Raw genomic sequence first — 25,689 nt, 5'->3', positions numbered from 1 at the left:
TTCTCAAGCCACAGGATCGGTTATCCCACTCGATCGCCTTTCCTGTGCTATTGAGCCGATCCTAGCGCAATTGTTGGGGAATTTAAGATCAAGATTTCCTGACTAGGCCAATTTTTAGCCCAGATTTCGCACTGGAGAAACGCCACAGGGATTTCTCCCCGGGATAGACAGCGAGCAGAAGCATATACTGACTTATTTAGGCCGTCTTACCAGTCTCGATGCTCCCTTAGACAGGGTGGCGCAGATCGAATAAGTTATTCTAGGGACTAGGGGAAAAAGACTGTTTTGCTGGCAATAGTCAGCATTCCTGTCACCAAAATGTAACTTTGGCATCTAAGGCCTTAATATCCCCTTTAATTTCTCCTAAACTGTTTTCGATCGCCTTCTGTCCATTTTCTAGGTTTGTCAGTCGGGACTCGATCGCTGTCAGTCGGGATTCGATCGCTTTCTGTCCGCTAACGATTAAATCTTCTAACCTTTTCAGATCATTCTCGGTAACTGCTGTCATCAGTGACAATCCTCTTAAAGTTGAATTTTTCCCCAGTCTCCTATCAATACTCTATCAATATTTTCTCGGTCGAGCATTTCTACTCTAGAATAAAAGATATTGCAATCCCTGTTAGGGAATTTATTAGAAACTTGAGGTATGTAAATGTGACATAATCACAGTATGGAATATGAATATCATTGACGCTTTAAATCTCAAAAACCCCCAAGATTACCCTTCTAGAGAAGCTTATCAGCAAGACGTTGTCAAAGCGGTACAGGTATTGATGCGTCTAGGTATTATGGATAGTCCCTCGGCCGATTTAACCGCTTCCCTAGACTCTATCCTTGAGAAATTACAAGAGGATGAACTGGCTATCTACGGTAGAAAACGCAGTAAACAAGAAATTATCGCCGATTTAAAGCAAGTTAATAAGTACCTAAGCAAAATTAATTACACATTTCGATAAAGCTTTTGCCTCTTGCCTATTGCCTCTTGCCTGTCTTCACTAGGAAATTTATTTTGCATGACTACTTAGTGAAATTGCCGAACTCGATCGAGAAATAGCCGACTTAGAATGGCAAATTGCCCTCAAAAAAGCTGAAATATTTGTTAATGAGGCATCTTAGGGTTTTTTATCTTGATTCTGGTTCGGTTTCTGCAAACTGAGTGTAATAATCATCCGCACTAATAAACTTCATCGTGAGTCCCAATTGACTCCAAAAGAATTGCCTGTTTCTGCTCATATTCAACGAATTTAAAGACAATTCTTAAATCACAGCCCACACTACAAGCATAAGAGTCTTTAAGCTCCCCTTTTAATTTGTGTGTTCTTAATCGAGGTTGAAATGGATCTACGGATAATAAAGCTAAAGTTTCTTGGATATTTTGAACTAAAAAAGCCTGTTTTTTCACAACTTTTCGAGCATTTATAATAAGTATATTCGAGCGTAATAAAACAAAATTCACGAAAGGATTTCCTCCATGATTTGTTCAGGTGTCAGGGGTTGACATTGACCTTGTGCAAATTCTTGTTGAGCTTCTTGAACATCTCTAACCAACTCTGTTCTTTTTTGATCTCGAAGACGATTCTGTAAAATATGAATGAGATTTTCTTGATCTTCAAGGGGAAGTTGCTCGGCTGCTTCTAGAATCTCTGCAAAGGTTGTTTGTATTGCCATTTTCTTAAGGGGCGATCGCTTAAACTATCTAGAATTTACAATCAAGGCTAAAAATAGCGAGAGTTACCGCATAACCATTCATTATATGGACATTTTTTGTCTAGTCAACTATTTATAACTAACTATATTATGCCCAAGCTTATATATACAATCAATATATACATAACCTATATGTATAATACATACATAACGAACGCCTGTTCCCCAGTTTTAAGAAGTGCCTAGGAGACAATTCATACTCTTTCAAGTCAGGAGATAGGAGATGGGGGAATGGGGAGATAGGGAAGTGGGGAAATTTCAACTAATACTCCAAAACCCCAAAACCTCAAAACCCCAAAACCTCAACTATCTGTTTTTTTACTTTATTACTTCCCTCAAATGTCCTTGTTCAATTTTCCAGTGACGGTCAGCAATAGGCAATAATTCCCCAGCATCGTGACTAACTACTAATAAAGTCCAGTGTTGTTTGAGACTAGCGAGAAGTTTAGCCAATTGACGACGCATAGACCAATCTAAACCGGCCGTAGGTTCATCGAGAAGTAACAGATTAGGCTGCCGGATTAACTGGACAGCGAGGGATAAACGACGCTGTTGACCACCACTAAGATTGTGGGGAGAAGTATCCAGGGGAATGTTTTCTAATCCTACCTCCTTTAAGGCCGCCGTTAGGCGATCGCTTTTAATCTCCGGATGACCGAGACGCAACTCCTCAAGGATGGTTTTACCGCAAAAATGACGTTCAGGAAACTGAAAAACGATTCCTCCTAATTGTTGCAGGTGCAGCACCGTTAATTCTTGGTCGCGCCAGTGAATCGTCCCTGCCGTTTTATCGGCAAAGCCTGCTAGAATTTCCAAAAGAGTCGTTTTTCCGGAACCACTGGGCCCGACAATCAGACCTAATTCTTGGGATGCTAATTCGAGATTAATCCCCTGTAAAATGGGATTGAGGGCAGCGGGAGGATGATAAACCACATCTTTGAGATAAAGCATTGACAGGAAAATAACTGGAAATTAAGTCTAGAAACCCGTTTCTATTGTGACAGATTTTTTCATTCGCTCAAGGAGACTTTTGACCATGGTGCTGAGGTTAGGTTTAACGAAAAAAATGGCGATCGGTGCTTCGCTGGCTGTTATGGTAGTGGTTAACTGGATTAGTCCAGGGTTAGCTGGAGATCCTTTCCGCAAAACCAATCCCCGACCGATTGGTGATAAGACCGAGGCCGCTTTTAACGCTATTTTTAAACAAGGTAATTATCTAGAGGCAAAAAAATTAATTGTTGAGGCCACAGAAAAGGAACCCCAAGAACCTTTGTCCCATGCTATGCGTGCCTCTCTTGCTTTTACCGACCAGGATTGGAACACCCTCAAAACCTACTCCGAGAAAACTAAGGCAGCGGCCAAACAAATGCAGGACAGTGACCCTTTAAGGGGAAATTTGTATCTCGCGGTGGGGAGTTTTTTGGAGGGAACCTACGTTTTTCAAACCGAAGGAGCAGTATCGGCCATCCCCAGATTACAACAGGTGTTTCAGTATTTGGAAACCGCAGAAAAGGTTAATCCTACGGATCCGGAATTGAACCTGTTAAAGGGTTATATGGATTTGATTTTAGCGGTTAATTTGCCCTTTTCTAGTCCTCAAGAGGCAATTCAACGGCTAGAAACCTATGGGAGTCCTGATTACTTGGTCGATCGAGGTATCGCTCTAGCTTACCGGGATTTAAAGCAGTATGATCAGGCTTTGCGGTTTATCGATAACGCTCTGAAAGCGACCCCCGAGAATCCGGAATTAATGTATCTTAAGGGTCAAATCCTGAGAATTCAAGGCAATACGGATAAAAATACTGGCTCTTTGAAACTGGCATTAGATTACTTTAATAATGCCCTGAAAAAACAGGAACAACTCCCCGAATCGGTCAAAAAACAGTTAAATCGCGAACACCGTAAGGTACAGGAGGAGATTAAATCCCTAGAAAACACAGCTAGTCGTTAAAAAACGTCTAAAAATAGTCAATATTTGTTTTTTTATCAGTTATCAGTTTTTGAAGGCAGGAGGCAAGAGGCAAAGGGCAAAAGGCAGCCGTCAAGAGTGCATCGCAGATTTGCAGGAATACCGACAATCAGCAATTATCAGTGACTCTTAGATGATAACAAATGTATCAGCAGCTGCGTGTAAGCATCCCACCGAAAAACTAATGCGCTCCGGGGTTTGGGGGCGGCGCCACGCCCCCAACGGGGGGTTTGGGGGGTAGAACCCCCCAAAAGCTGGGATTGAGTGGTAAAATCAGAAACAACGCCCGATTTTAGCAGGGGGGTTTCTCCGTAAAAATCCCAATTGGTAGATTTACAAAAATGAGATGTACCCGCCGTCAAATTTTGCCAAAACAGAAAATCCCCTCTTATGTTATATAAAGTAAAGGATTATTAAGCTTCCCGGAAGTTTATTAATTAAAGTTAAAAATATATTGACAAAAAAATTGGCTTGTGGTATAGAGCAGAATTTGGCTAAACCTCCTAGCTGATTTATTGTCAAGGGTTCACCTAAGTGTAATTGGAGATTTCATGACGGCAACGACGGATAAATTGCATGGGGAGTTGATCACCTCGATCGAGCCAGACTTTAAACTGAAAGATATTATTCAAAGCATTCCCAAAGAATATTTCCAGAAAGACCCGCTTAAAGCTTGGTTTGGTGTAATTACGAATATTTTGGCGGTCATTGCCGGTTATGCAATGCTAGTTTATTCTCCCTGGTATTTACTGCCTTTAGCTTGGATTTTCACGGGTACAGCTTTAACGGGATTCTTTGTGATCGCCCATGATGGCGGTCATCGGTCTTTTTCTAATCGACCCTGGGTTAATGATCTTGTCGGTCATATTTTCCTCTTACCCCTTATCTATCCCTTCCACTGCTGGCGTTTCCTCCATGATCGCCATCATGCTAAAACTAACATGGTAACGATAGATAATGCTTGGGATCCGTGGGAATTAGAAGCTTTTAACTCGGCCAATCCCCTAGTGCGTCTCTTTTATCGCGGCATTCGCGGACGTTTCTGGTGGCTCGGTTCGATCGCCCACTGGGCTATTCTACACTTTAATATCGAACAATTCAAGGAGAACGAACGGGAAAAAGCCCGCTTTTCGATGATTGTCGTCCTAGTTTTTGCCGCTATTTTTTTCCCAACCCTCATTTTCTACACTGGTGTCTGGGGATTGGTTAAATTTTGGGTGGTACCTTGGTTTGTCTATCATTTTTGGATGAGTACCTTTACCCTTGTCCATCACACAGACCCCGATATTCAATTTTTCCATCCTGAAGACTGGAATCAAGCTTTAGCGCAACTAGAAGGAACAGTTCACTGTAGCTATCCCCGTTGGGTAGAAATTCTCTGTCACGATATTAATGTCCATATCCCCCATCATATCTCGACGGCGATTCCTTCCTATAACCTCCGCAAAGTTCACGCTAGTCTCCAAGAAAATTGGGGTAGTCACCTGAAAGAAACCCAGTTTTCTTGGGCATTAATGAAGCGAATCGTTGATTATTGCCATATTTTCGACTCCGAAACCGCCTACAAAACCTTTAAGGAAAGCCGCGGTTAAATCAGTGATCAGTGATCAGTTATCAGTGGGTAAGTTATCAGCTATCAGATTTGAGTTTTAAGTGACAGTATTAAATCGAAGTTTCCTTGTCTTTTTACTGATTGCTGATTATTGATCACTGAAAAAAGATTACCAGCAACCGCGTTTACCATTGGGCATAACTGTTAACCAATTGGTTTTTGCCATAGCGATTTGTTCTCGAGTTACTTGGGCATCAGAGAGATTAGCCCCGCAAAGATTAGCATCTTTGAGATTAGCGTAGCGAAGACGGGCGCAGGTGAGATTAGCCCCGCGTAAATCGGACTCTTCCAGGTCTGCATAACCGAGATAGGCATTATTTAAATTGGTATTTTTGAGAATCGCTTGACTGAGATTAGCCTGGCCCAAATCCGCATTGGACAGATCCGCCCCTTGTAAATTAGTTCCTGTTAATTTGCATTGAAAGAAATTTACCCGCAAAAGTTGTACTTTAGACAGATTGAGATTCGATAATTCCTCCTGGGCGAAATTGCGCCGGCCGTTATTGTAAGCATAGAGAATCGCTTTTTCATCTAAGCGGCGTTTTCTCTTCGGTAAGGTTATATCTGGGCTGCTGTGGTCTTTGTTTTTCGGCAGTATATTTGTATTAGTTATTGAAAAGGCCATCTGCGCCCCCGGCAGATTATCTGGAGAGGTCTCTGGATTTTTATTTTTGGAGCGAAATTTAGAGTTGAGAGAGCTAGAAACGGAAGAAGTGGCTATTTGACCTGAATCTTGTGGTGGTTTCGGGGAAGTAACCATTGGAGCCGCGATTAAACTTTGGGCTAGACTATCGGCATAAGCGGTCATGTCTAAAGCATCCATTACCTCTTGGGCGGATTTGTAGCGATGACGGATGGAGACTTGCAGCATTGTTTTCAGGACTTTAGCAAACTGAGGACTCACCTTGACTAATTTTTCCCAGAGTAATTCACCTGTATTGACATCAACTTCGATAGTCTTAGGAGATATGCCCGTGAGTAGATAGATACAGGTAACTCCCACGGCATAGATATCACTGGCATAGACCGGACGCATGGCCATCTGTTCGGGAGGGGCATAACCTTGGGTACCCACGGCAAAATTAGTCAAAGCGTCTTGAGAATTGACATTGGCAATAACAGTGTTAACTTGATTTTTGACAGCCCCAAAGTCAATCAGAACCAATTTTCGATCCGTGTGCCGAAGAATTAGGTTAGCGGGTTTGATATCCCGATGAATTACCCTTTGTTTGTGGATATATTTCAAAATCGGCAAAAGTTCACTTAAAACTTGTTTGACTCCCGCTTCGCTAAACGGGCCACGTTTTTTTACCTCTTGGTAGAGGTTATGACCTTTAACGTATTCCTGAACTAGATAAAACTGTTGATTATCTTCAAAATAGTCCAATAATCGGGGAACCTGCGGATGAACCCCCAGTTTTCCTAGGGTTTCCGCTTCTCGCTCAAAAAGTTCCTTGGACATCTTAAAAACATTAGCATCATCAGTGCAAGGTCGCAGTTGTTTGACCACACATAGGGGGGTACCTGGTAGGGACAAATCCGATGAGACAAAGGTTGCCCCAAACCCTCCTTTCCCTAAAATGCCTAGAATTCGATAGCGGTTGTGCAGAAGCAGTTTTGAACCGCAACTCTCGCAGATTAACGCTGTTGCGGCGTTTTTCGGTTGAGGACAGTCGGGATTAAGGCAGTAGGAGTAGGTCATATAGAGTCACCAGTTGACCGATACTTTTTTGCTAAGACAGTTCAACAATGCACCCTCAGAGATTCTCCTCAAGAGGAGGTATCTCCGAAAGTCCAAAACCAGAGATATGAGACATTCAAAGCGCCTGTAACGCTTTTTTGTGTCATTGCTTAGTTAACGCAGGGGCAACTTATCAAGATGGCGTTTGCTTGTTAACTGGGATTTTTTCCTTAACTCTTTTAGCTTACCACAGATTTTAAAATTGGCTACCTCTGCTAATTGTCAACTAATCTTAGCTTTTCTTGATAATTCAACACCCCTAATCACTTTTTCCCTTTCATCAAAGCGGCCCGGGCCTGTTCGCGGTCATCGAAATGGATTTTTTCCGTCCCCAAAATTTGATAATCTTCGTGACCTTTACCGGCAATAATTACTCCGTCTCCCGGTTGTGCTGCTTGAATAGCCGTGTCAATGGCCAAAGCGCGATCGCTAATTACCTGAACAGTAATTTCTGGGGGAATGCCAGCGATAATATCCTCAAGGATTCGTTCGGGAGCTTCTGTGCGGGGATTATCGGAGGTAACTATGGCTAAATCTGCTAATTCTGCCGCTATTTTCCCCATTAACGGCCGTTTTGTCCGATCTCGATCGCCGCCGCAACCAAAAACACAAATCATCCGACCAGAAATAAAGGGACGTGTTGCTTTTAAAACATTCTCTAAACTGTCGGGAGTATGGGCATAATCGACAATGACGCTGATATCTTGGTCGGGAGCGATGCTAACCCGTTCCATCCGCCCCGGTACTCCTGAAAACTGGGGAATTTGACCGATTACTGTCTCTAAATCTACACCACATTCTAACACTGCCGCCACCGCCGCTAAGAGATTAGCCAGATTATATTGACCCACCAGAGGAGAAGCAAAGGCTATTTCCCCTTGGGGAGTCACCATCACCCCTTCCACTCCCGTGGGTTGATAGTGTAAATCTTTAGTATAAAAATCGGCACGAGCATCGCACACACTATAGGTTAAAACCTGTTGAGGAGAGAGGGAGGCCGCTAAACGTTGACCGTAGGCATCATCAAGGTTAATAATCGCCTTACCTTGCAGATAATCGGGACTAAATAATTTAGCTTTAGCGGCAAAATAATCCTCCATGTCGAGGTGATAATCGAGATGGTCCCGGGTGAGATTGGTAAACACCGTCACAGGAAAAGTACAACCCTGTACCCGTCCCTGGGCCAGTGCATGGGAACTAACTTCCATGACGGCGATTTCATTGCCGGCGCTCACTGCTTTGGCTAAACTGGCTTGTAACTCGTTAGCGAAAGGGGTGGTATGATTAGCAGTTTCTTGGAATCCTTGCCAACGGGTATAAAGAGTCCCGAATAACGCGGTGGGAATCCCTGCTTGGCTGAGAAAATATTCAATTAGATGGGTGGTGGTGGTTTTGCCGTTGGTTCCCGTCACACCGATTAATTTTAGGGTAAGGGCCGGATAATGATAGAATTTAGCAGCGATCGCAGCAGTGGCAGTAACTAAATCTGCCACAACGATTACGCAAGCATCCTCCGGGGGGGGAAATTTAGCTGCGGCTGCTGGGGAGATAAGCGCCGCTAGGGCCCCGGTTTCCAGAGCGGAACGCCAAAATTCGCCCCCATCGACGCGAGTACCGGGTAAACCGATAAATAAATCTCCCGGTTGACAAGCATGGGAATTAGTAGAAATTCCTGTAATCTCGGTAATAGAAGCGATAGGAGAAGAAATCGGGGAAACCAGAGGGATAGTTGTTAAAAGCTCTTGTAGTTTCATAGTCAGGATTGAATCTAGGGATTGCTGCTTTTAGATTAGCCGATTATCAAAGAGGTTCCTAGGCTATTAATTTAACGATAAAAAAACTCAGCAGTAAGGATATCAAGCGCGATAAGCTAAAAAAAACAAGGCTATAGCTTGTCAACTATTGAAGATTTTCTGCTGACTATTTTCGGGATATTTATATGCAATTCGTCGATTTTCTGGCTCTCATTCATCCTGTCCTAGCGATAGTGGTCGTTTTCCCCATTATCGGCCTCGTAGTTAACTTTGCTTGGCAAACCCGTCAACGTCGCTTAGAAACCGCTGCAGGAAATAAAAGTAAAATTCCGCCAGTGGTCGGGCCAGAACATCTACGCTTAGGCCGCTGGTTAACGGGTACAGTGGTAGGGGTTAACCTGTTAGCACTAGCTTACTCGGTCGTTTACGGTTTTAATGGTTTTGTCGATAAACAAAAAGACGGAAAATTAGACTCCTTTCAGGCCTTTTTTGTGATTTTGATGTTTTTTGTCACCATTGCCTCTTTGGTCTGTCTCTACCGCGCTAGACAAGCTCTCTGGCGCGGAATTTTTGCCACCTTGACCAGCATCGGTTTAATTATTATCGGTTCTCAGGATGGGGTCTGGCGACTCTCGGCCCAATGGTACTGGTCCCACTACTATATCGGTATGGCCGCATCATTACTGATGATTTTCTCTCTGGCCATTGTTGAAGATATCTATAAAGACCGTTCCCATCGTTGGCGCATCGCCCATACAATTCTCAATTGTATCGCTCTGGCTCTCTTTCTGGGACAAGCCATGACCGGTTCCAGGGATTTGCTGGAAATTCCCCTCAGTTGGCAAAAACCAGCAATTTATCGCTGTGATTTCACCAATAAAACCTGTCCCGAACCGAAATCCTCAACCTCCCTCATCAACCCGATAAGTTAAACTTTTTTAGGGACTGGGAGAGGGAGAGGGTATGGGTTCCTCAAACCAATTGGCAATCTTACCAAGTTGGGGCAAGGTGTTTAAGGGATTGGGTTTCAGGTTTTGGATTAAGTCAGTCCATTCTACTCCTTGGGTCACGGCAACTGCGCCGCTATTTGAGGCACAGGTTGAAATTTTGCCCCAATTTTTACCCCAGGCGGCACCGACGAAGTCACCGTTACCAGTTTTACCGAGGGAATAGTCAGGAGCAAAGATAAACGCTTCTAGTCTTTGGTTTTGACCCACTCTCAGACAAATTTGCGGCGCGGTGAAAGCTAATTCATTATTGGCATAAATTTGTAGATTGCCCGGTTTACAAACCGTGGGTGGGCTAACACTGCTGCAGTCGTGTTCGATGACACCGTTAATATCACCTCTAACATAAAAAACCACCCGTTGCCCTGGAGTAATGGTGATCTTACCGCTACTCAAGTTGATATTATCAACGATATACTCGTACACTCCGTTAGGAGATGGGGTGTCTCCCAGTCGGGGAAAAGTTTCAGAACTGGTAAGGTCTCCTAGGCTTGGACCGGGAATCCGCGGTAAATTGGGGAAAGGGACACCGACAAATTGCGCTTTGTAGGGGGTATTGGGTGCAGGTTCGGGGGGTTCGGGCTGTTGAATATTATTTTGGTTAATATGACATTCTAGGTTCGGTTGCAAAGTTCCTGTCTCCTCGACAAATCCCGTCGCCACCGTGGTGTCGCTCATAACCACATCCCCCTGAAATTTAGCACCGCCAGAATAATTCGGATTGCTGACCGTAATCTGGCTAGTTTGACTTAGATCTTCTGTGGCCCCCTCCCTTATCCACAAAGCGGGAACCGTGGTGCGAGTAAATGCGAGGGGAAGGGAAGGAAAAATAGGGATAGTTACCACCACGCGGTTACGCGAGGCGGCATTGTCGCCATCGATGTTATTTAGGTCTCCTGTTGGACTGAGGGAAAGTCCTTCGAGGGTGAGAACTCCCCAACCCAAACCGTCAGGGGGGGGATTGGTATCATCGAAATTGTATCCAACCACGCGATCCACGCGATAATAACGATTATTACCGAGATCAAACCATTGACCCCCGCTCAAACCTCTTAATTGATCGATTTTTGCGCTCAGGGTATCAGCATCGTCAGGATTACTACAGTAGGCAGCAGTGTATAATTTTTTTAAATCTTTTTGTAAACCTGGACTGGGAGTAGGAACTACTTGGGCGGTCTGCCAACAGTCCCCAGAAGGACAATTACTATTAAACTTCGCCATAACTCGAACGCTATTAAGTAAATCCTGCACCCGCGTTACCCCAGCTTCGGAACTTCTTAAAGCATCAGCCCGGGCTTTTTGGGCAATTACTTTCGATTGGTCTCCTTGGGCGCGCATCATCATAGTTATTCCTGTCACCATGAGGATAAGTCCAATCAACACGGCAAGAGGCAAGGCAAACCCTTTTTCCCTATTAGCCATCAGGTGAAGGTATAAACGATTTTTCATAAGCCAGTCCATCTAAGAATGGTTACTTTTATTATAATAACAAGTAGCTGGTTATAATTAAATTGAAGATGGATCCCCCCTGCCCCCCTTGATAAGGGGGGGGGCAGATTCTCCCTTATTAAGGGGTGTATCTGACATTTTTTAACACCTAACTACTAATCAATTTTTGGTCAAGTGACAACTGTGATAATACAGGGATAGCACTGTGATTAAAATCACAGACAAAGATCAGTTGATAGGATGGTCAGCCAATAGTTTTTTGATAATTATTTTCGACTTTTGACTTAACTAAAGGGCTGTTTTTCCATTCAAAAATGCCCGCCAAATCAAGCTTATACCCCGACAAAAGCTGATAATTAACAACCAAAGGGATTGTAATTCTCCTGCCGTATTTTTCGGTTGCCAGCGCTGGGGACGACAGAATAAAAAAGTAATTAGCTTTCTCTGCTCTGATAGGGTAAGTGGCTGGAATTTAAGGGCTGCTTGCCAGATTTTGCCTCGTTTTTCTAGATTGACTAGATGAGCATATAGGCGCAAATCTTCGCCTAAAATATCTAGGAGTAACTTTTCTGAGTAGATGGGTTCCCTTAGGTTAATTTCTGCTCCTATTTCCGAAAGTTTTTTCAGATTGCCCTGTATAATTATATCCGATTCTGTTATCAATTTAACAGGAGATTCCAGCACTTGGTATTCAGTTTCTAGGGTGAGGGGAGCTTCCAATAAAGCCACCAGAGCAGTCATGATAATAACCACGTTATATATAGCCAAAATTAAACCAAAATTTAGGGGACTTTCTTGATAATTATGATGGTGTAAATTAAAGAAAATACTAATTAAGGTAATGGTGAGAAAAAACAGCAATGGGTAGGATAAGTGCCAATTATATTGATAATTTTGGCGAGCAATTCCCTTGGGTGTCACCTGAAATCCTTTGTCAAAGGGTTTCCAAAGAACATGGAGAACTGTTAGGGATGTAGGTACACAAATAATCATCGATAGTACCTCAGAAAAAACAATTGAGCGCGAGCGAGAATTTAACCAGTGATAAGTGGCTAACTGCAGCATCATGTAGGGTAAAAAGATATATATTGTCTCATTGATGGTAATGTTCAAAGGTACGATATATCCAAAGGTATAAAGGAGAGGAATAAGCAAAGAAAATAAACGAGCTAAGGGAGAAAACCAAAATAATATTCCTTCTAAGTGTGCCAATCTTTGAGGTAGAGTTAATCCCGCAATTTTTAGGGGATTAGCTTTGATAAAAAATGCCTGTAAAGTTCCCCTTGCCCAGCGCAATCTTTGCAGTAAATAAGCTGATAAACTTTCAGCAGATAAACCAGCACTGAGTTTTTCATTTAAGTAAATAACTTCATAACCTTTGGCAGAGATAGCAATCCCAGTGAAATAGTCTTCACTAATAGATTCTATATTAAAATATCCCACTTCCTCTAAGGCTTTTCTTCTGACAATAAAAGAAGTGCCAGCACAAACAGGACTACCCACACCATCTTTAGCTGGTTGGATATGACGATAAAATAATTCTTCGTCGGGAGTAACGATATTTTCTAAACCTAAGTTATGGGCGATAGGATCAGTATTATAAAAGCTTTGAGGAGTTTGCACTAAGGCAATTTTGGGGTTTTGAAACCAGCCAACAGTTCTTTCTAGAAAGTTCTGACAAGGAATAAAATCTGCATCAAAAACCACCACTAATTCCCCTTGGGTTTGTTTGAGAGCATGGTTTAAATTACCTGCTTTAGCATTTTTTCTATCCTCACGAGTCAGATAATGACAATTTAATTTTTCTGCTAATTCATAAATTTCTGATCTCTGGGTATCATCGAGAATATAAATATTTTTATGAGGATAATTAAGGGCTTGACAACCGATAATAGTTCTTTTTAAGATAAAGGCTGGCTCATTATAGGTGGGAATCAGAATATCTACCGTGGGCAAATACTGTTTATTGATCACTGCTTGGCTATAAAAATCAGCTTCTTTGCGTCTATCTTTCGTGGTTAAGACTAAAAATAACTGAATTATGCTACTACTTAAAACTATCATCTCAATGCCTAAAAGCAGTAAACTAAAAAAGCCATTGAGAGGAGTAGAAAGATTTAAGGTTTCTAGAATCCTCCAGATTAGATAGCGCAGGGTGATAGCGAGAGTGATAGAAATAATGACTAATCTTGACCAAACTTGCGGATGCGGAGACAAGAACATGATTAACTGCGTAAAAATTAGCAGAATAACCGTGGGTAATAATAATTGATAGCTATGAGCAACCGAGGGAACTTTGATCCAAGCAAAGGGGTTAAAAAAATCTTCTACTAAACCAAGGAGTAATCGATAAATATTGTGTTCTGGCCAAGATAATGATAAACTGACCATCATTAACCCGCCGATCACTGCTAACATAATTAAGATAACTGATATTATCGCTAACATCGACTTAAATGGGGAGGAATACACTGGTTTTTGAGGGAATGGAAAAATCGATTCTTGGTTAGACATGAATCCTCTTCTGATCAAATAAATCTAACTACATTTTACAATTCTTAACAAAAAACCAGGCATTTTTGGCAATGACAGGAGCGCTCTCCACCAAAATGCTAAATTTTGTATCAAACCCAAGATGAAACTAGCCAGAAAAAGTCTGGAAATAGTATAATTCGGTTAACCGTGAGGAAAAATTAGTCTATGATAGCCGTCAAAATCGCCGTTGTTAGCGCTCTCGTTTTGGTTGTGGTCAAATTCGTCGCTTCTGTTCTAGGCAAAGGCAATATACCCCTACTTAATCAGGCTGTCACTGTGATTTTAAGCCTTTTTATCGGTTTTGAGTTGATTCAACTAGGACAAACGGTGATTGAAAAGATTAATTAAGAGCTAAACGGGCCAGATAGAAGCTAGTAATAGTTTTAGCATCGATCGATTCTCCCCTGGCGATCGCTGATTCCATTTCCTCAAAACTCATAAAAACCACTTCTATATCCTCATCGGCATCTTGAGCGGGGGGCAAGCTTAATTTTTCCAGATCTTGCGCCAGAAAAGCATAGATATATTCATCGGAATAACCCGGTGCCAGGGCAAATTTACCCAAAGATTGCCAATTATGGGCCCGATAGCCTGCTTCTTCCTCTAATTCTCGTTTTACCGTCGTAGCAGGGTCTTCTCCTTCATCAATCGTTCCGGCGGGAAATTCCAGAATTCGAGCTTGCAAACTAAATCGATACTGACGTACTAAAACTAATTGACCTTCCTTGGTGATTGGAACTGCTAAAGCACCCCCTGGATGACGCACACATTCCCATTCTCCCTCGACACCGTTAGGTAAACGCAGTTTCGAGACTTCAAATTGAAAGACCCGACCTTGATAAAAAAGACGTTGTTGGAGCAATTGAGGCGATTCAGACATAGAAAATTTTCAACTAGGACTTTCAGAATTAATATCAACAAATGTCACCTTTGTCACCGGTGTTTCAGGTTATAATAGGAAATGCTGTCTTTACAGGTTAAATCTTTTTCGAGAAACCCCATGGCAAAAAAATCGATGGTAGAACGCGAGAAAAAACGCGCTCGTCTCAGACAAAAATACGAAGCTAAAAGAGCGGAACTAAAAGAACAATTCCGCACCGCCGAAGATTTTGAAGAAAAACTGGCAATTCACCAAAAATTACAGGAATTACCCCGCAATAGCGCTCCTAGTCGTCACCGCAACCGTTGTTTAACGACCGGCAGACCTAGAGGATACTATCGCGATTTTGGTTTATCCCGCAACGTTTTACGCGAATGGGCCCACCAAGGTCTTTTACCCGGTGTGGTCAAGTCTAGCTGGTAGTCAGAAACAATATCTAGGGAAAATACCGGGATAGAGGCGTGGTTTTTGCGTCTCTATTGCCGTTTTTAGATAGGGTTTGCGGCAAAAAGTACGGGCGAAGCATTCGGATAGAAAATCTACGGTTTCACCGATAGGTTATTGCCCGAATGCTTCGCCCCTACAGGACGCGATCGCCGCTCAAGATGCCAGGTTTTGAAGCACGATTCTCTCAAAATCTTGCACCTGTTTCGCCAGAAAAGCCACAAAACCCTTACCTTGCCTACATTTCACATTTATTCAGCAAGCCCTAAACAAAAACTCTCGATCGAGCGATCGAGAGTTAACCATGAACAAAAAATTCACCTAGACTACAGTAGCAGCCTTACGGGCAGCAGCGGCCTCATCGGGATGAATACCGAGACGAGTGAGATTGAGACGACCTTTACTATCGATCTCGCGTACCTTGACTAACACCTCATCCCCCACGGCCACTTCATCCTCCACCTTACCGACGCGTCCCTCGGCCAATTGGGAAATATGGATCATTCCCTCTTTCCCCGGCAAAACTTCCACAAAAGCGCCGATTTGGATAATGCGAGTCACGCGACCGAGATAGACCTCACCCTCATTGAGTTTGCGGGTCATATTGTAGATCAGTCGTTTAGCTTTTTCGGCCTGTTCCCCATCGGTGGAGGAAATAGTCACAGTCCCATCGTCATCGATATCGATTTTCGTGCCGGTCTGTTCAGTAATCCCTTTAACCGTCTTACCACCTGGCCCGATGACTAACCCGATCAGATCCGGATCGATCTTGATCGTCAATAACCGGGGTGCGTGGGGAGATAATTCCGTGCGGGGTTTTTCTAGGGTCGCTAACATCTTCTCGAGGATATGTTTGCGGGCCGGTAAAGCTTGTTCGATCGCCTTGGCCACCACTTCCATGGTTAAACCGGGGATTTTCATATCCATCTGGAGAGCGGTGATGCCAGAATCAGTACCAGCCACCTTAAAGTCCATATCTCCCAGAAAATCCTCTATACCCTGAATATCGGTCAAAATCCGCACTTCTTCCCCTTCTTTAATTAAACCCATGGCCGCACCGCTAACGGGTTTTTTCAGGGGAACACCGGCATCCATCAGCGCCAGGGTAGAACCGCACACGGAACCCATGGAGGTGGAACCATTAGAAGAGAGCACTTCCGACACCACCCGCAGCACATAGGGAAATTCCTCCTGGGGGGGAAGGACAGGCACGATCGCCCTTTCCGCTAAAGCACCGTGACCGATTTCTCGACGGCCGGGAGAACGCATGGGACGGGTTTCACCGACGGAAAAGGGTGGGAAATTGTAGTGATGAAGATAGCGTTTTTCATCTTCGGGATGGAGATCGTCCCCCAAATCCTGAGCATCACCGGGGGTGCCAAGGGTGGCGATCGAAAGCACCTGGGTTAAACCGCGATTAAACAAACCGCTACCGTGAACCCGACGGGGTAAAACTCCCACCCGGCAAGAAATCGGCCGTACTTCGTCCAGTTTGCGACCATCAACCCGCACCCCATCCTCGATAATTTGGGCACGCATCAGTTTTTTGGTCAGATCCTTAAAGAGATTACCGATTAACTTCGGCTCTTCCAGAGTTGGAGCTTTTAAGGTATCTTCGTCGGGGAGAGCGGTTATAGTTTCCTTGATCCGATTTTCGATCGCCTCTAATTTCTCATCCCGTTCGGTTTTGCTGAGGGTAAACTGACAGAGAATCTGTTTAATTTCCTCTTTAGCTTGTTCTCTCAGGAAATTCTGCACGGTTTCGTTTACTACCGGCGCTTCTCGGGTGACGAGGGGAATACCCAACTGATCGATCAATTCCCGTTGAGCGGTGATCAGGTCGCGCACTGCTTCATAACCAAAATCGATCGCCTCAATAATATCCCGTTCCGGTAACTGATTGGCTCCCGCTTCGATCATCACCACCCCTTCGGGACTACCGGCCACCACTAGATCCAATTCTCCGTTATGGATTTCCTTGTAGGTGGGATTGATGATAAATTCATCCCCCAGTAAACCGACGCGCACCGCTGCCATCGGTCCTTGGAAGGGAATCCCCGCCAACAAAACCGCCACGGAAGCTCCGGTAACAGCCAAAACATCTGGGGGGACTTCCTCGTCCATCGAGAGGGTCGTAGCGACCACCTGAATATCATCCCGCATCCAATTGGGGAAGAGGGGCCGCAGGGGGCGATCAATCAAACGACCGGTCAGAATTGCTTTTTCCGGGGGACGACCTTCACGACGCAAAAATCCTCCCGGGATGCGCCCGGCGGCGTATAATCTTTCTTCGTAATCAACGGTTAAGGGCAGGAAATCTACTCCTTCTCTGGCTTTGGCTGTGGTTGCTGTCACTAAAACTGCCGTTTCTCCCGATTGGATCAGAACACTACCGCCAGCTTGGGGGGCTAAAAGCCCTATTTTTAGTCGAATATCCCTGCCATCAAAGGATATTGACTTGTCAAACTCTTCCATGTAAAGTTATATTCCTTTCTTTCACTTTTCTCTGTGCTGTGGCAATCCTAGCATTTTTTGTCCCCCTTTCCGACAGGTTTAGTATTCAGTGATCAGTTATCAGTGATCAGTTATCAGTTATCAGCTTTTTTCTCCCTGCTCCCTGCTCCCATCTCCCCACACCCCACACCCTACTCCCCACACCCCACTCCCCACTCCCCACACCCCACACCCCACTTTTAAACAGGATTTAACACTACTTGCTCAAACCTGCCAAAAAATGATAGCTTCAGATATAGGAATAATCTGGTTAAGAAAAAAATGTCTTCCCTTGCCGCTTGCTGGCCTAAAAATATTTCTAAGTATTAGCAAAACTGACTGACTGTCAGCAGTTGAGCGGGATTTTTCCTAGCTCGCAGAACTCCAGACAAAGAAAATTAAGAAAATTAAAAGGATTGTGTCTCTATTATCTCTCAGACGCTTCTAATCCAAAGAATTTGCGGGTTATCTTCAAATTAACCCCGTTTAACCCTATTTGTGGCTATCGATTATGGCTGAAAGTTATTTACTCAACAAACTGCAATCTGTAGAACAGACCTACACAGAATTAACCCGTCGTCTAGCGGATCCCGATGTCACCAGTAATCCGGGTGAATTGCATCGTCTGGCCAAATCCCGCGCTTCCCTAGAGGAAACGGTCAACACCTACGAAATTTGGCAAAAAAGTCAAGAGGATTTAATCGGTGCGAAACAAATCTTCAAAGAATCCGCCAGCGATCCCGAATTACGCGAAATGGCCGCCCTAGAAGTGGCAGCATTAGAGGCAAAAATCGCCACTTTGGAAGACCAATTAACAATTCTGCTGCTGCCCCGGGATCCCCTCGATGAAAAGAATATCATGCTGGAAATTCGCGCCGGGACCGGAGGTGATGAGGCCAGTATTTGGGCGGGGGATTTAGTTCGCTTGTACTCAAAATATGCCGAAACTCAAAAATGGAAAGTTAGCCTTTTGAGTGAATCTCCGGCGGATATGGGGGGATTTAAAGAGGCAATTTTAGAGATTAAAGGCGATAACGTCTATAGTAAGCTGAAATTTGAGGCGGGAGTCCATCGGGTGCAGCGGGTTCCTCTGACGGAAGCAAGTGGTCGCGTCCACACTTCCACTGCTACCGTGGCAATTATGCCAGAAGTGGACGATGTGGAAGTGCATATCGATCCCAAGGATATTGAGTTAACCACGGCTAGATCTGGGGGAGCAGGCGGTCAAAATGTCAATAAAGTGGAAACTGCCGTCGATTTAATCCATAAACCCACGGGAATCCGGGTTTTCTGCACCGAAGAGCGATCGCAATTGCAAAACCGGGAACGAGCTATGCAGATTCTCCGGGCGAAATTGTACGATATAAAGTTACAGGAACAACAGGAAGCAGTCAGTTCCATGCGGCGCTCTCAGGTGGGAACCGGTTCCCGTTCGGAAAAAATTCGCACCTATAACTATAAGGATAATCGTCTCACCGATCATCGCTTAAATGAGAATTTTTCCCTCGATCGCATTTTAGATGGCGATATCGAAGAGGTGATTCAATCCTGTATCGCCAAGGATCAACAGGGAAAACTGGAGGAATTAGCCGCTGCCCAAGAGACAGCTTAATCAGTGATCAGTGATCAGTTACCAGTGAACAGTAAAAAGCTCCCCACTTCCGGCACTTTCCCCACTGGTGGGGGTGAGTGCGGGTGGGGAATGATGCCGGTTCCTTCAACTCACGACTAATTCTAAGCTTCCACTAAACGAAAAGCCGCACCCAAACCGACAGCGATCTCATCGGGAGAAATTTTCCCATCATGGTTAATATCGATCGCATCGAATACCGCATCGGTTCCCGCCCATTCTTCCCGGGTGATGAAACCATCCCCATCATGATCATAGACTCGGAAAATATCTTCGGCGGCGTGTTCTAGGGTTGACTGACCTTCCAACTGGGTTAAACGTTGAATCAGCAATTGTTCTAATAATTCTAAAGCTTTGGTAAAACCTTGAATACCTTCCGCTAGTTTTTCAGAAGCCATGGCATCTTCGGCGTGCATTTTCTCAAAAGTCGCTTGATCCATGGCAATTTTGACAATATCAAGGGTTGCGGCCTGATCTGGATCGAGCTTACGGGGTAAATCGGCTTCTGTCTCTTGCAATTGCTCGAGAAGTTTCGGGGAAATGGTTAAAAGATCACAACCGGCTAACTCGCGAATTTCGCCGATATTGCGGAAACTTGCCCCCATAACTTCGGTTTTATAACCAAACTTTTTATAGTAGTTATAGATCTGGGTAACGGATTGGACTCCGGGATCTTCAGCGCCAACGTAGTCTTTACCAGTTTCTTTTTTATACCAATCGAGAATCCGACCGACAAAGGGAGAAATTAAGGTTACTCCCGCTTCCGCACAGGCGATCGCCTGGTGAAAACCGAATAATAGGGTTAAATTACAGTGAATTCCCTCTTTTTCGAGGACTTCTGCGGCTTTAATCCCTTCCCAAGTCGAAGCAATTTTAATTAAGACTCTTTCTCTAGAGATACCCGCTTGTTCATACTGGGAAATTAGATAACGGGCCTTGTGGATGGTAGCTTGGGTATCGTAGGAAAGACGAGCATCCACTTCGGTGGAGACGCGGCCGGGGACGATTTGCAGGATTTGCAGACCAAAACCGATCGCTAGGCGATCAAAAGCTAATTTGGCCACATCTTCTGGGGTGGCCTGCTCTCCTAATTCTTTTCTGGCCGCTTGCAGGGTTTGATCGACAATCGGCCGATATGGGGGCATTTGGGCCGCAGCCGTGATCAGGGAGGGGTTAGTGGTGGTATCTTGGGGGGTAAAAGCTTCGATCGCTTGGATATCGCCGGTATCGGCAACAACCACTGTAAATTGGCGTAATTGTTCTAGTAGGGTTTTAGCCATAACTTCTCCAGATGCGTGTTAACGCGAGACATTATCTGGATCTTAGCGATTCGATCAAGAGGAAGGGGAAAAATTCCCGATTGATTTAATTCCCAAGTACAGACCTGGCCAAAGTAAGGATGAGCCGGGGAATCTTTTGGCCACTCCTTGCCTAAAGTCCTCTATTTGTGATAGTATTAGTGATTGTGTCGATTTAATAAAAGGGAGTTTATGCCCAAGCTAAAAACGCGAAAGGCGGCGGCCAAACGATTCGAGGCCACGGGAAGCGGCAAAAAAATCAAACGTCGCAAAGCCTTCAAAAATCACCTACTCGATCATAAAAGTGCCGAACGCAAGCGCCGTCGTTTGTCCCAGATTACCCTGGTAAACGAGCGCGACGAGAAGGAAGTGCGCTTAATGTTGCCCTATTTGTAAGTTTTCCAGAAAAATTGTCTAAAGGATTATCATGTCTAGAGTAAAACGGGGGAATGTCGCCCGCAAGCGACGCAAAAAAGTTCTCAAATTAGCCAAAGGTTTTCGCGGTTCCCACTCGCGCTTATTCCGTACCGCTAATCAACAGGTAATGAAGGCCTTGCGGAATGCCTATAGAGACCGTCGCAAACGTAAACGCGATTTTCGTCGTCTTTGGATTACCCGCATTAACGCGGCTGCTCGTCAACAGGGCATCAGTTACAGCCAATTGACTGGACAATTAAAGAAAGCTAATATCCTCCTCAATCGGAAAATGTTGGCCCAATTAGCCGTCCTCGATCCCGTCGCTTTTGCTAAAGTGGTAGAAACAGCCAAAGGATAATTTAGCCCCAAGCATGACGGAAACTTGGCAAACGATTCAATTCCCCAGTTCAGAAAGTGCGATCGCTTTAGCGGGTCATCAAGAAGCTAACCTCAAATTGATAGCCAAGCAAACTGGGGCGAATTTAGTCCTCCGAGGGATGGAATTGCGGATTGCGGGGCAACTGACCCCGGTGGAGCGTGCCACAGCGATTGTGCGCTCCTTAAGTATTTTATGGCAAGAGGCCAAGTTAATCGCCGAAGCCGATATTATGACCGCTATCCATGCCCTCGATACGGGGCGTTCTAGCGAGTATAAAGAACTACAGCAGGATATTCTCGCTCGTACCCGTCGTGGGGAGCTAATTCGGGCAAAAACCTTCCGTCAGCGTCAATATATCCAAGCGATTCAAAGTCACGATATCACCTTTTGTATTGGACCGGCTGGCACGGGGAAAACCTTTTTAGCCGCCGTTTTAGCCGTACAGGCTCTATTAGAAGATAAAGTAGAACGGATTATCCTCACCCGGCCGGCCGTGGAAGCGGGGGAAAAATTAGGTTTTCTCCCAGGTGATTTACAGCAAAAAGTCGATCCTTTTTTGCGTCCCCTCTACGATGCTTTATACGAATTTATCGAAGCGGCCAAAATTCCCGACCTGATGGAACGGGGTAAAATCGAAATCGCTCCCTTAGCTTATATGCGGGGACGAACCCTAGCTAATGCTTTTGTTATCGTTGATGAAGCCCAAAATACCACCCCAGCACAGTTAAAAATGGTCTTAACTCGCTTGGGATTCGGTTCGCGCATGGTAGTAACTGGAGATGTCACCCAAACCGATTTACCGCAACAACAGGAATCGGGGTTAATTGCCGCTCAAAAAATCCTCAAATCAGTAGAAGGGATCGCTTTTTGTTACCTATCCCGGGCCGATGTGGTGCGTCATCCCTTAGTACAAAAAATTGTCTCAGCTTACGAACAGCACGAAAAATAACAGATTATTGAGATGGTCGCTCTTGTACTCTTGCGAGAGAGTATAGAATTAGGGTCTGTTGAAAAAGTTTGTTGGTGGGGGCAGGGTGTGGGGTGTAGGGTGTAGGGTTTTACCCATTTTCAGGCGGTCAATTACCTAATTTTCAGGGAAAAAGTGCCTAAATTTCCCCCCGATCACTCCCATATCCAGTACTTTTTGATTGACAAAAGGTCTAAAAGTCTTATCCAACAAGGTTTTTAGCTTTATTCAGCAAGCCCGAATTAGGTTAATTTAACGCGATGTGCAACTAAAAACGACAGAATCAGGGTTCCAGAGGATACTTTATCTCTGCTGATTTCTGAAAGCCTTGTTGTAAATCAAGACTAAAAATATAGTTGCACACCGAGTTTAATTTAGCTTTTTCCCCTTAAACTAAAACCGACAAAGACGTAGTTTAAAGCGTTTCGGTATCCCCAAACCTCAAGGAATTGATAACGCTGCCATCCTTTCACCGAGCCAGTCTGAAAAGCTCTTAGGGTATATAGTTGGTTAGCCCAGTTGTGATCGTTTGTTGTAGCATGGTGAACACAGTGCGCCCCTAGGCTAACTGGAAGGATGGTCAGCCGAATAAAGACTGCTCCTACTAATTCTATGTACCATTTTAACCACTCTAACCAGTGGTCCGAGTGCGGAGGATAAGCACCCAAATATAGGGCAAAAGATTTACCAATTACCTGAGATTTAGCTCCCTCATTATCATCGGCTTCATAGGCCCAATTATGCTCCGGTAGCTGTTGCAAGAGTGCGGCTGCATAGGTTCCGAGTTGGGTAAATACCGCCCAGAGTAAGCAGATTAAACAAGAATGGGTTAAACCCGCACAAACAGAGGCCAAGAAAAGCACAATCAGGGTGGCTATTTGATAGTTAATGGGAGCTTTAAGGAGATTAGTCAGGCGAGAAAGGAAGGTTTCTCCGTAAAATTTGGGAGAGAGTAATAACTTGCCCAAATTTTGCCAATAGAAGGCCTCTTCTTGGCCAAATTCAAAACCTAAATCTTCTACTAGGTAGGGGGTATTCCCCTTGTCATTCATGGTAGCTAGGTTTTTCGGCGGGTGGTGAATTAATAGGTGATCTTTTTTGAACAATGGAAAGGGCTTTTTCCCAGTAATTAAGGTAAGTAAACAACCTAAAAGATGGTTATAAGTGGGATATTGAGGGAAAAAAGCATTATGGGCGCAAAAGTGGGCTATTTCTTGCAATTGAGCCGCTCCAGCTACGGATAGCACCCATACTAGGGGGATTAATTGCCAGTGGCTAAGAGCGATCGCTAATCCTCCTATATACTGGAGTATGCCATAGAGTAATTCTAAGGAGGGTGTGCTTTTCCAGAGAGGGGGAGCAAGGTAGTAGCCTGTTAGCCAGTCAAAGAAAGCTTGTACGAGACGATTATCGCTGAGTTGGAGCATCCCTAGGCGTGGATTATCCCTTAAAGCCGATGCTTGTGTTGGGGTGGGTTTTTTCAGTATCATGGCAGTAGAAAATAAGTTGTACTGTCCTGAAAATGGTTAAATAACCAAATTCAGGCGGTTTTATTAGCTGTGCAGCTGTTCAATTTCTCGGTAGTGCTGGACTAATTGCCCATCACTTAAAAATTGCTTTGGAGAGATTTCTATCTCGATGGCGAGATTAATTACCCAAGCTTCTTTGGGTACATACCCCAAGGGATTTTTTAGCCTCTGGGTTAGTGATTTAATCTGGTAGTTTGAGATGTACATAAGCTCTGAATTAGACTACACTTTTAGCTTATTTCTAGCCCTTTTAATTGTCGAGGTAGTTTTTGTAGCATTTAGTAGTCAATTTGCCAAAGTATCATTAAGTAGCTAAAAGTAGCATTTTGTGAATTGTATTCTTAAAAGGAGAACCACAAGTACAAATGGGAGATAGAAAATCTAAGCCAGAAATTCCAAGTTCTTTAGGCAAAGAACTGTTTTTAAGCTGTGTGGAAAAAGTGATTCAATTGATAGAGCCTAATGGTATTACATCTATTCAAAAATGTTTAATCGAAGGGTTTGCACAGGGTTGGACTTATGAACACATAGAAAGAGAGTCTGGCTACGACGCGCAGTCGCTAAAAACGCACGCAGCTAAAATTTTTTTTCCATTACTTGCCCAGGCATTTAACAAGGGATTAGAAAGAGATATAGAAAAAGTTAACAAGGCCAATGTCATCTCATTGGTTGAAGAGTATAATAGAAAAATAAGTGACAATGGGACTTTTTTACGGGATAAACTTAAAGAAAATAAGACAAAAATTGATATATTTACAAAGCTTAAAAATAACTTGTCTGGACAACAACAATCAGAACTGAGTCCGATCATAAAGTCGTACTTGCCAGATAATGACAATGCTGATTTTGAAGAAATCATCGATAAAATCATAAATCTTCCAGATAAAGATTCATTAATAATACTTTTTAGACTTACTCAAGATAGCAGAATTAATAGCTCCACTCGCTCAGACATTGAACAAACAATACAGGAGTTAAAGGAACTATTAAAGATTACTGACACAGATTACAATGCTTGGATAGCAGAGATACCAGCAATTAATGCAGAACCTGACAATCGAGAAAATATTAACAACTATCTATGTATCAAAATAGAGGAGAGTAAAAATCAAGTAAATACTTCCCCTGAATATAAATTTGCTGCGTGGTTTCTACAGTTAAATATATCTCAAAGTCAAGGAAATAATTATATACATCTTCCTGTAGATAGTAGCGTTAGCAAAGATGTTTATACTCAAAAAGATATAACGAACATTTTAACAAAAATTATTGAAGATTGTCATGAGCGAGGAGGTGCAAACTTAAATATTGAATTTTTCACCGATGGTAAGCTACTATATACTAACTTTGAATCTTGGGAATACAATTGCTTTGATAGCCTAACTCAACTTAAGAGAGTATATTTTGTTAATGTTCGCTCTCTTATGAGATTGGAAAAAATGTATAGTAAAATGCCAGCTTATCAAAATTGGAAAAGTAGATGGGAGAGATTAACAACAAATTCTATAGATACACAAACAGTTAATAACAGCGAATCCTATTTGTGCCAAGAAACAACTCTATGGAGCAATCTTTGCGCTTCAACTCAAGAGGATTTAGAGCAATTATTTAAAAGAAGCTTAAAATATGGCATACCTTTAGCCGTTGGGTCACGCTGTCATGCTCAGGAAGCAATTCACAGAACAGAAATTAATACACTCTTACAGGGTATTCAAATCAATCAATTGTCCACAAGAGTTCAAGAGGTGAGGCGACAATCATCAGATAATTTAGAAGATGAACCAGAACATCTAGGACATCATCTATTATGCTTTTTAGAAGACCCTAATCGGATGCCCCCCTTCCACTACTTAACATCTCAGCACCTAGGTTAACTAA

General features: G+C 43.6%; 24 protein-coding genes and 1 pseudogene. 12 read left to right on the top strand and 13 right to left on the bottom strand.

Annotated elements, in window-relative coordinates:
- Positions 1–266: 266 nt before the first annotated feature.
- Positions 267–508 (bottom strand): annotated as a pseudogene (locus tag ACQY1X_RS08210) (hypothetical protein).
- 169 nt (positions 509–677) lie between these two features.
- Here ACQY1X_RS08210 and ACQY1X_RS08205 point away from each other — a divergent pair.
- A complete protein-coding gene (locus ACQY1X_RS08205; protein WP_430014343.1) occupies positions 678–956 on the top strand; it encodes a hypothetical protein in 279 nt (92 codons plus the stop codon).
- A gap of 218 nt (positions 957–1,174) precedes the next feature.
- Here the strand turns inward: ACQY1X_RS08205 and ACQY1X_RS08200 are convergent, their stop codons facing one another.
- The 3 genes from ACQY1X_RS08200 to ACQY1X_RS08190 form a co-directional block, all read right to left on the bottom strand.
- The gene (locus ACQY1X_RS08200) at positions 1,175–1,456 is read right to left on the bottom strand and encodes a type II toxin-antitoxin system RelE/ParE family toxin (protein WP_430015569.1); all 282 of its coding nucleotides are present in this window, start codon (positions 1,454–1,456) and stop codon (positions 1,175–1,177) included.
- Entirely contained in the window at positions 1,453–1,668 is a 216-nt protein-coding gene (locus ACQY1X_RS08195) for a hypothetical protein (protein WP_002755017.1), read from the bottom strand. Before ACQY1X_RS08195 ends, ACQY1X_RS08200 begins: the two co-directional genes overlap by 4 nt.
- 357 nt (positions 1,669–2,025) lie before the next feature.
- Positions 2,026–2,658, bottom strand: a complete 633-nt coding sequence (locus ACQY1X_RS08190; protein WP_002755019.1) for an ABC transporter ATP-binding protein — start codon at positions 2,656–2,658, stop codon at positions 2,026–2,028.
- 85 nt (positions 2,659–2,743) lie between these two features.
- Here ACQY1X_RS08190 and ACQY1X_RS08185 point away from each other — a divergent pair, with 85 nt between their 5' ends.
- Complete coding sequence (locus tag ACQY1X_RS08185) at positions 2,744–3,658, top strand: Sll0314/Alr1548 family TPR repeat-containing protein (protein ID WP_002739989.1); 915 nt, start codon at positions 2,744–2,746, stop codon at positions 3,656–3,658.
- A gap of 569 nt (positions 3,659–4,227) precedes the next feature.
- A complete protein-coding gene (locus tag ACQY1X_RS08180; RefSeq protein ID WP_002739807.1) occupies positions 4,228–5,268 on the top strand; it encodes a fatty acid desaturase in 1,041 nt (346 codons plus the stop codon).
- Between the two features lie 129 nt (positions 5,269–5,397).
- On the opposite strand, the gene ACQY1X_RS08175 is transcribed toward ACQY1X_RS08180, so the two are convergent.
- Positions 5,398–6,990, bottom strand: coding sequence for a protein kinase domain-containing protein (locus tag ACQY1X_RS08175; protein WP_430014341.1), 1,593 nt, complete (start codon positions 6,988–6,990; stop codon positions 5,398–5,400).
- Positions 6,991–7,292: 302 nt separating this feature from the next.
- Positions 7,293–8,783, bottom strand: coding sequence for a UDP-N-acetylmuramoyl-L-alanyl-D-glutamate--2,6-diaminopimelate ligase (locus ACQY1X_RS08170; RefSeq protein ID WP_430014340.1), 1,491 nt, complete (start codon positions 8,781–8,783; stop codon positions 7,293–7,295).
- A 185-nt stretch (positions 8,784–8,968) separates the two neighbouring features.
- Between ACQY1X_RS08170 and ACQY1X_RS08165 the strand changes: the two genes are divergently transcribed.
- Positions 8,969–9,715, top strand: coding sequence for a DUF4079 domain-containing protein (locus ACQY1X_RS08165; protein ID WP_430015568.1), 747 nt, complete (start codon positions 8,969–8,971; stop codon positions 9,713–9,715).
- A 6-nt stretch (positions 9,716–9,721) separates the two neighbouring features.
- Here ACQY1X_RS08165 and ACQY1X_RS08160 read toward each other — a convergent pair whose 3' ends face one another.
- Together ACQY1X_RS08160 and ACQY1X_RS08155 are read right to left on the bottom strand one after the other, a co-directional pair.
- Positions 9,722–11,239 (bottom strand): hypothetical protein, encoded by a 1,518-nt coding sequence (locus ACQY1X_RS08160; RefSeq protein ID WP_430015567.1) that lies wholly within the window; start codon positions 11,237–11,239, stop codon positions 9,722–9,724.
- A gap of 288 nt (positions 11,240–11,527) precedes the next feature.
- Complete coding sequence (locus ACQY1X_RS08155; protein ID WP_430014338.1) at positions 11,528–13,753, bottom strand: glycosyltransferase; 2,226 nt, start codon at positions 13,751–13,753, stop codon at positions 11,528–11,530.
- Between the two features lie 186 nt (positions 13,754–13,939).
- Between ACQY1X_RS08155 and ACQY1X_RS08150 the strand changes: the two genes are divergently transcribed.
- Positions 13,940–14,122: a hypothetical protein gene (locus ACQY1X_RS08150; RefSeq protein ID WP_002739991.1), complete on the top strand. Its 183-nt coding sequence runs from the start codon at positions 13,940–13,942 to the stop codon at positions 14,120–14,122.
- Here ACQY1X_RS08150 and ACQY1X_RS08145 read toward each other — a convergent pair.
- Positions 14,115–14,654, bottom strand: a complete 540-nt coding sequence (locus ACQY1X_RS08145; protein ID WP_002743961.1) for an NUDIX hydrolase — start codon at positions 14,652–14,654, stop codon at positions 14,115–14,117. The genes ACQY1X_RS08150 and ACQY1X_RS08145 overlap by 8 nt on opposite strands.
- A gap of 120 nt (positions 14,655–14,774) precedes the next feature.
- Between ACQY1X_RS08145 and rpsN the strand changes: the two genes are divergently transcribed.
- Positions 14,775–15,077 carry a 30S ribosomal protein S14 gene (rpsN, locus tag ACQY1X_RS08140; protein ID WP_002740009.1) on the top strand — a complete coding sequence of 101 codons (303 nt, stop codon included), beginning with the start codon at positions 14,775–14,777 and terminating at the stop codon, positions 15,075–15,077.
- Between the two features lie 342 nt (positions 15,078–15,419).
- On the opposite strand, the gene ACQY1X_RS08135 is transcribed toward rpsN, so the two are convergent.
- Positions 15,420–17,573 carry a polyribonucleotide nucleotidyltransferase gene (locus tag ACQY1X_RS08135; RefSeq protein ID WP_002755036.1) on the bottom strand — a complete coding sequence of 718 codons (2,154 nt, stop codon included), beginning with the start codon at positions 17,571–17,573 and terminating at the stop codon, positions 15,420–15,422.
- Positions 17,574–17,944: 371 nt separating this feature from the next.
- Here ACQY1X_RS08135 and ACQY1X_RS08130 point away from each other — a divergent pair, with 371 nt between their 5' ends.
- Both ACQY1X_RS08130 and prfA read left to right on the top strand, forming a co-directional pair.
- On the top strand, positions 17,945–18,142 hold the full coding sequence (locus ACQY1X_RS08130) for a hypothetical protein (protein WP_071590362.1): 198 nt from the start codon (positions 17,945–17,947) through the stop codon (positions 18,140–18,142).
- Positions 18,103–19,203 (top strand): peptide chain release factor 1, encoded by a 1,101-nt coding sequence (prfA, locus tag ACQY1X_RS08125; RefSeq protein ID WP_287636724.1) that lies wholly within the window; start codon positions 18,103–18,105, stop codon positions 19,201–19,203. The genes ACQY1X_RS08130 and prfA overlap by 40 nt, the downstream gene beginning before the upstream one ends.
- Before the next feature lie 122 nt (positions 19,204–19,325).
- Here prfA and ACQY1X_RS08120 read toward each other — a convergent pair whose 3' ends face one another.
- Positions 19,326–20,501 carry a transaldolase gene (locus ACQY1X_RS08120; protein ID WP_430014337.1) on the bottom strand — a complete coding sequence of 392 codons (1,176 nt, stop codon included), beginning with the start codon at positions 20,499–20,501 and terminating at the stop codon, positions 19,326–19,328.
- 210 nt (positions 20,502–20,711) lie between these two features.
- Here ACQY1X_RS08120 and rpmI point away from each other — a divergent pair, with 210 nt between their 5' ends.
- The 3 genes from rpmI to ACQY1X_RS08105 are packed head-to-tail and all read left to right on the top strand — an operon-like array spanning position 20,712 to position 22,264.
- Positions 20,712–20,915: a 50S ribosomal protein L35 gene (gene rpmI, locus ACQY1X_RS08115; protein WP_002755041.1), complete on the top strand. Its 204-nt coding sequence runs from the start codon at positions 20,712–20,714 to the stop codon at positions 20,913–20,915.
- A 31-nt stretch (positions 20,916–20,946) separates the two neighbouring features.
- Positions 20,947–21,294, top strand: a complete 348-nt coding sequence (rplT, locus tag ACQY1X_RS08110) for a 50S ribosomal protein L20 (protein ID WP_002739593.1) — start codon at positions 20,947–20,949, stop codon at positions 21,292–21,294.
- 13 nt (positions 21,295–21,307) lie between these two features.
- A complete protein-coding gene (locus ACQY1X_RS08105) occupies positions 21,308–22,264 on the top strand; it encodes a PhoH family protein (RefSeq protein WP_430015566.1) in 957 nt (318 codons plus the stop codon).
- Between the two features lie 392 nt (positions 22,265–22,656).
- Here ACQY1X_RS08105 and ACQY1X_RS08100 read toward each other — a convergent pair whose 3' ends face one another.
- Both ACQY1X_RS08100 and ACQY1X_RS08095 read right to left on the bottom strand, forming a co-directional pair.
- Complete coding sequence (locus ACQY1X_RS08100; RefSeq protein WP_430015565.1) at positions 22,657–23,772, bottom strand: fatty acid desaturase; 1,116 nt, start codon at positions 23,770–23,772, stop codon at positions 22,657–22,659.
- 63 nt (positions 23,773–23,835) lie between these two features.
- Positions 23,836–24,018, bottom strand: a complete 183-nt coding sequence (locus tag ACQY1X_RS08095) for a hypothetical protein (protein ID WP_430015564.1) — start codon at positions 24,016–24,018, stop codon at positions 23,836–23,838.
- A gap of 158 nt (positions 24,019–24,176) precedes the next feature.
- On the opposite strand from ACQY1X_RS08095, the gene ACQY1X_RS08090 reads away from it, so the two are divergent.
- Positions 24,177–25,685, top strand: a complete 1,509-nt coding sequence (locus ACQY1X_RS08090) for a hypothetical protein (RefSeq protein ID WP_430015563.1) — start codon at positions 24,177–24,179, stop codon at positions 25,683–25,685.
- Positions 25,686–25,689 lie beyond the last annotated feature (4 nt).

Source organism: Microcystis protocystis FBCC-A270, from assembly GCF_050500235.1.
Taxonomy (GTDB): Bacteria; Cyanobacteriota; Cyanobacteriia; order Cyanobacteriales; family Microcystaceae; genus Microcystis; species Microcystis ichthyoblabe_A.
The sequence above is the reverse complement of the archived record's forward strand: the minus strand, read 5'-3'. Positions and strand labels throughout refer to the sequence as shown.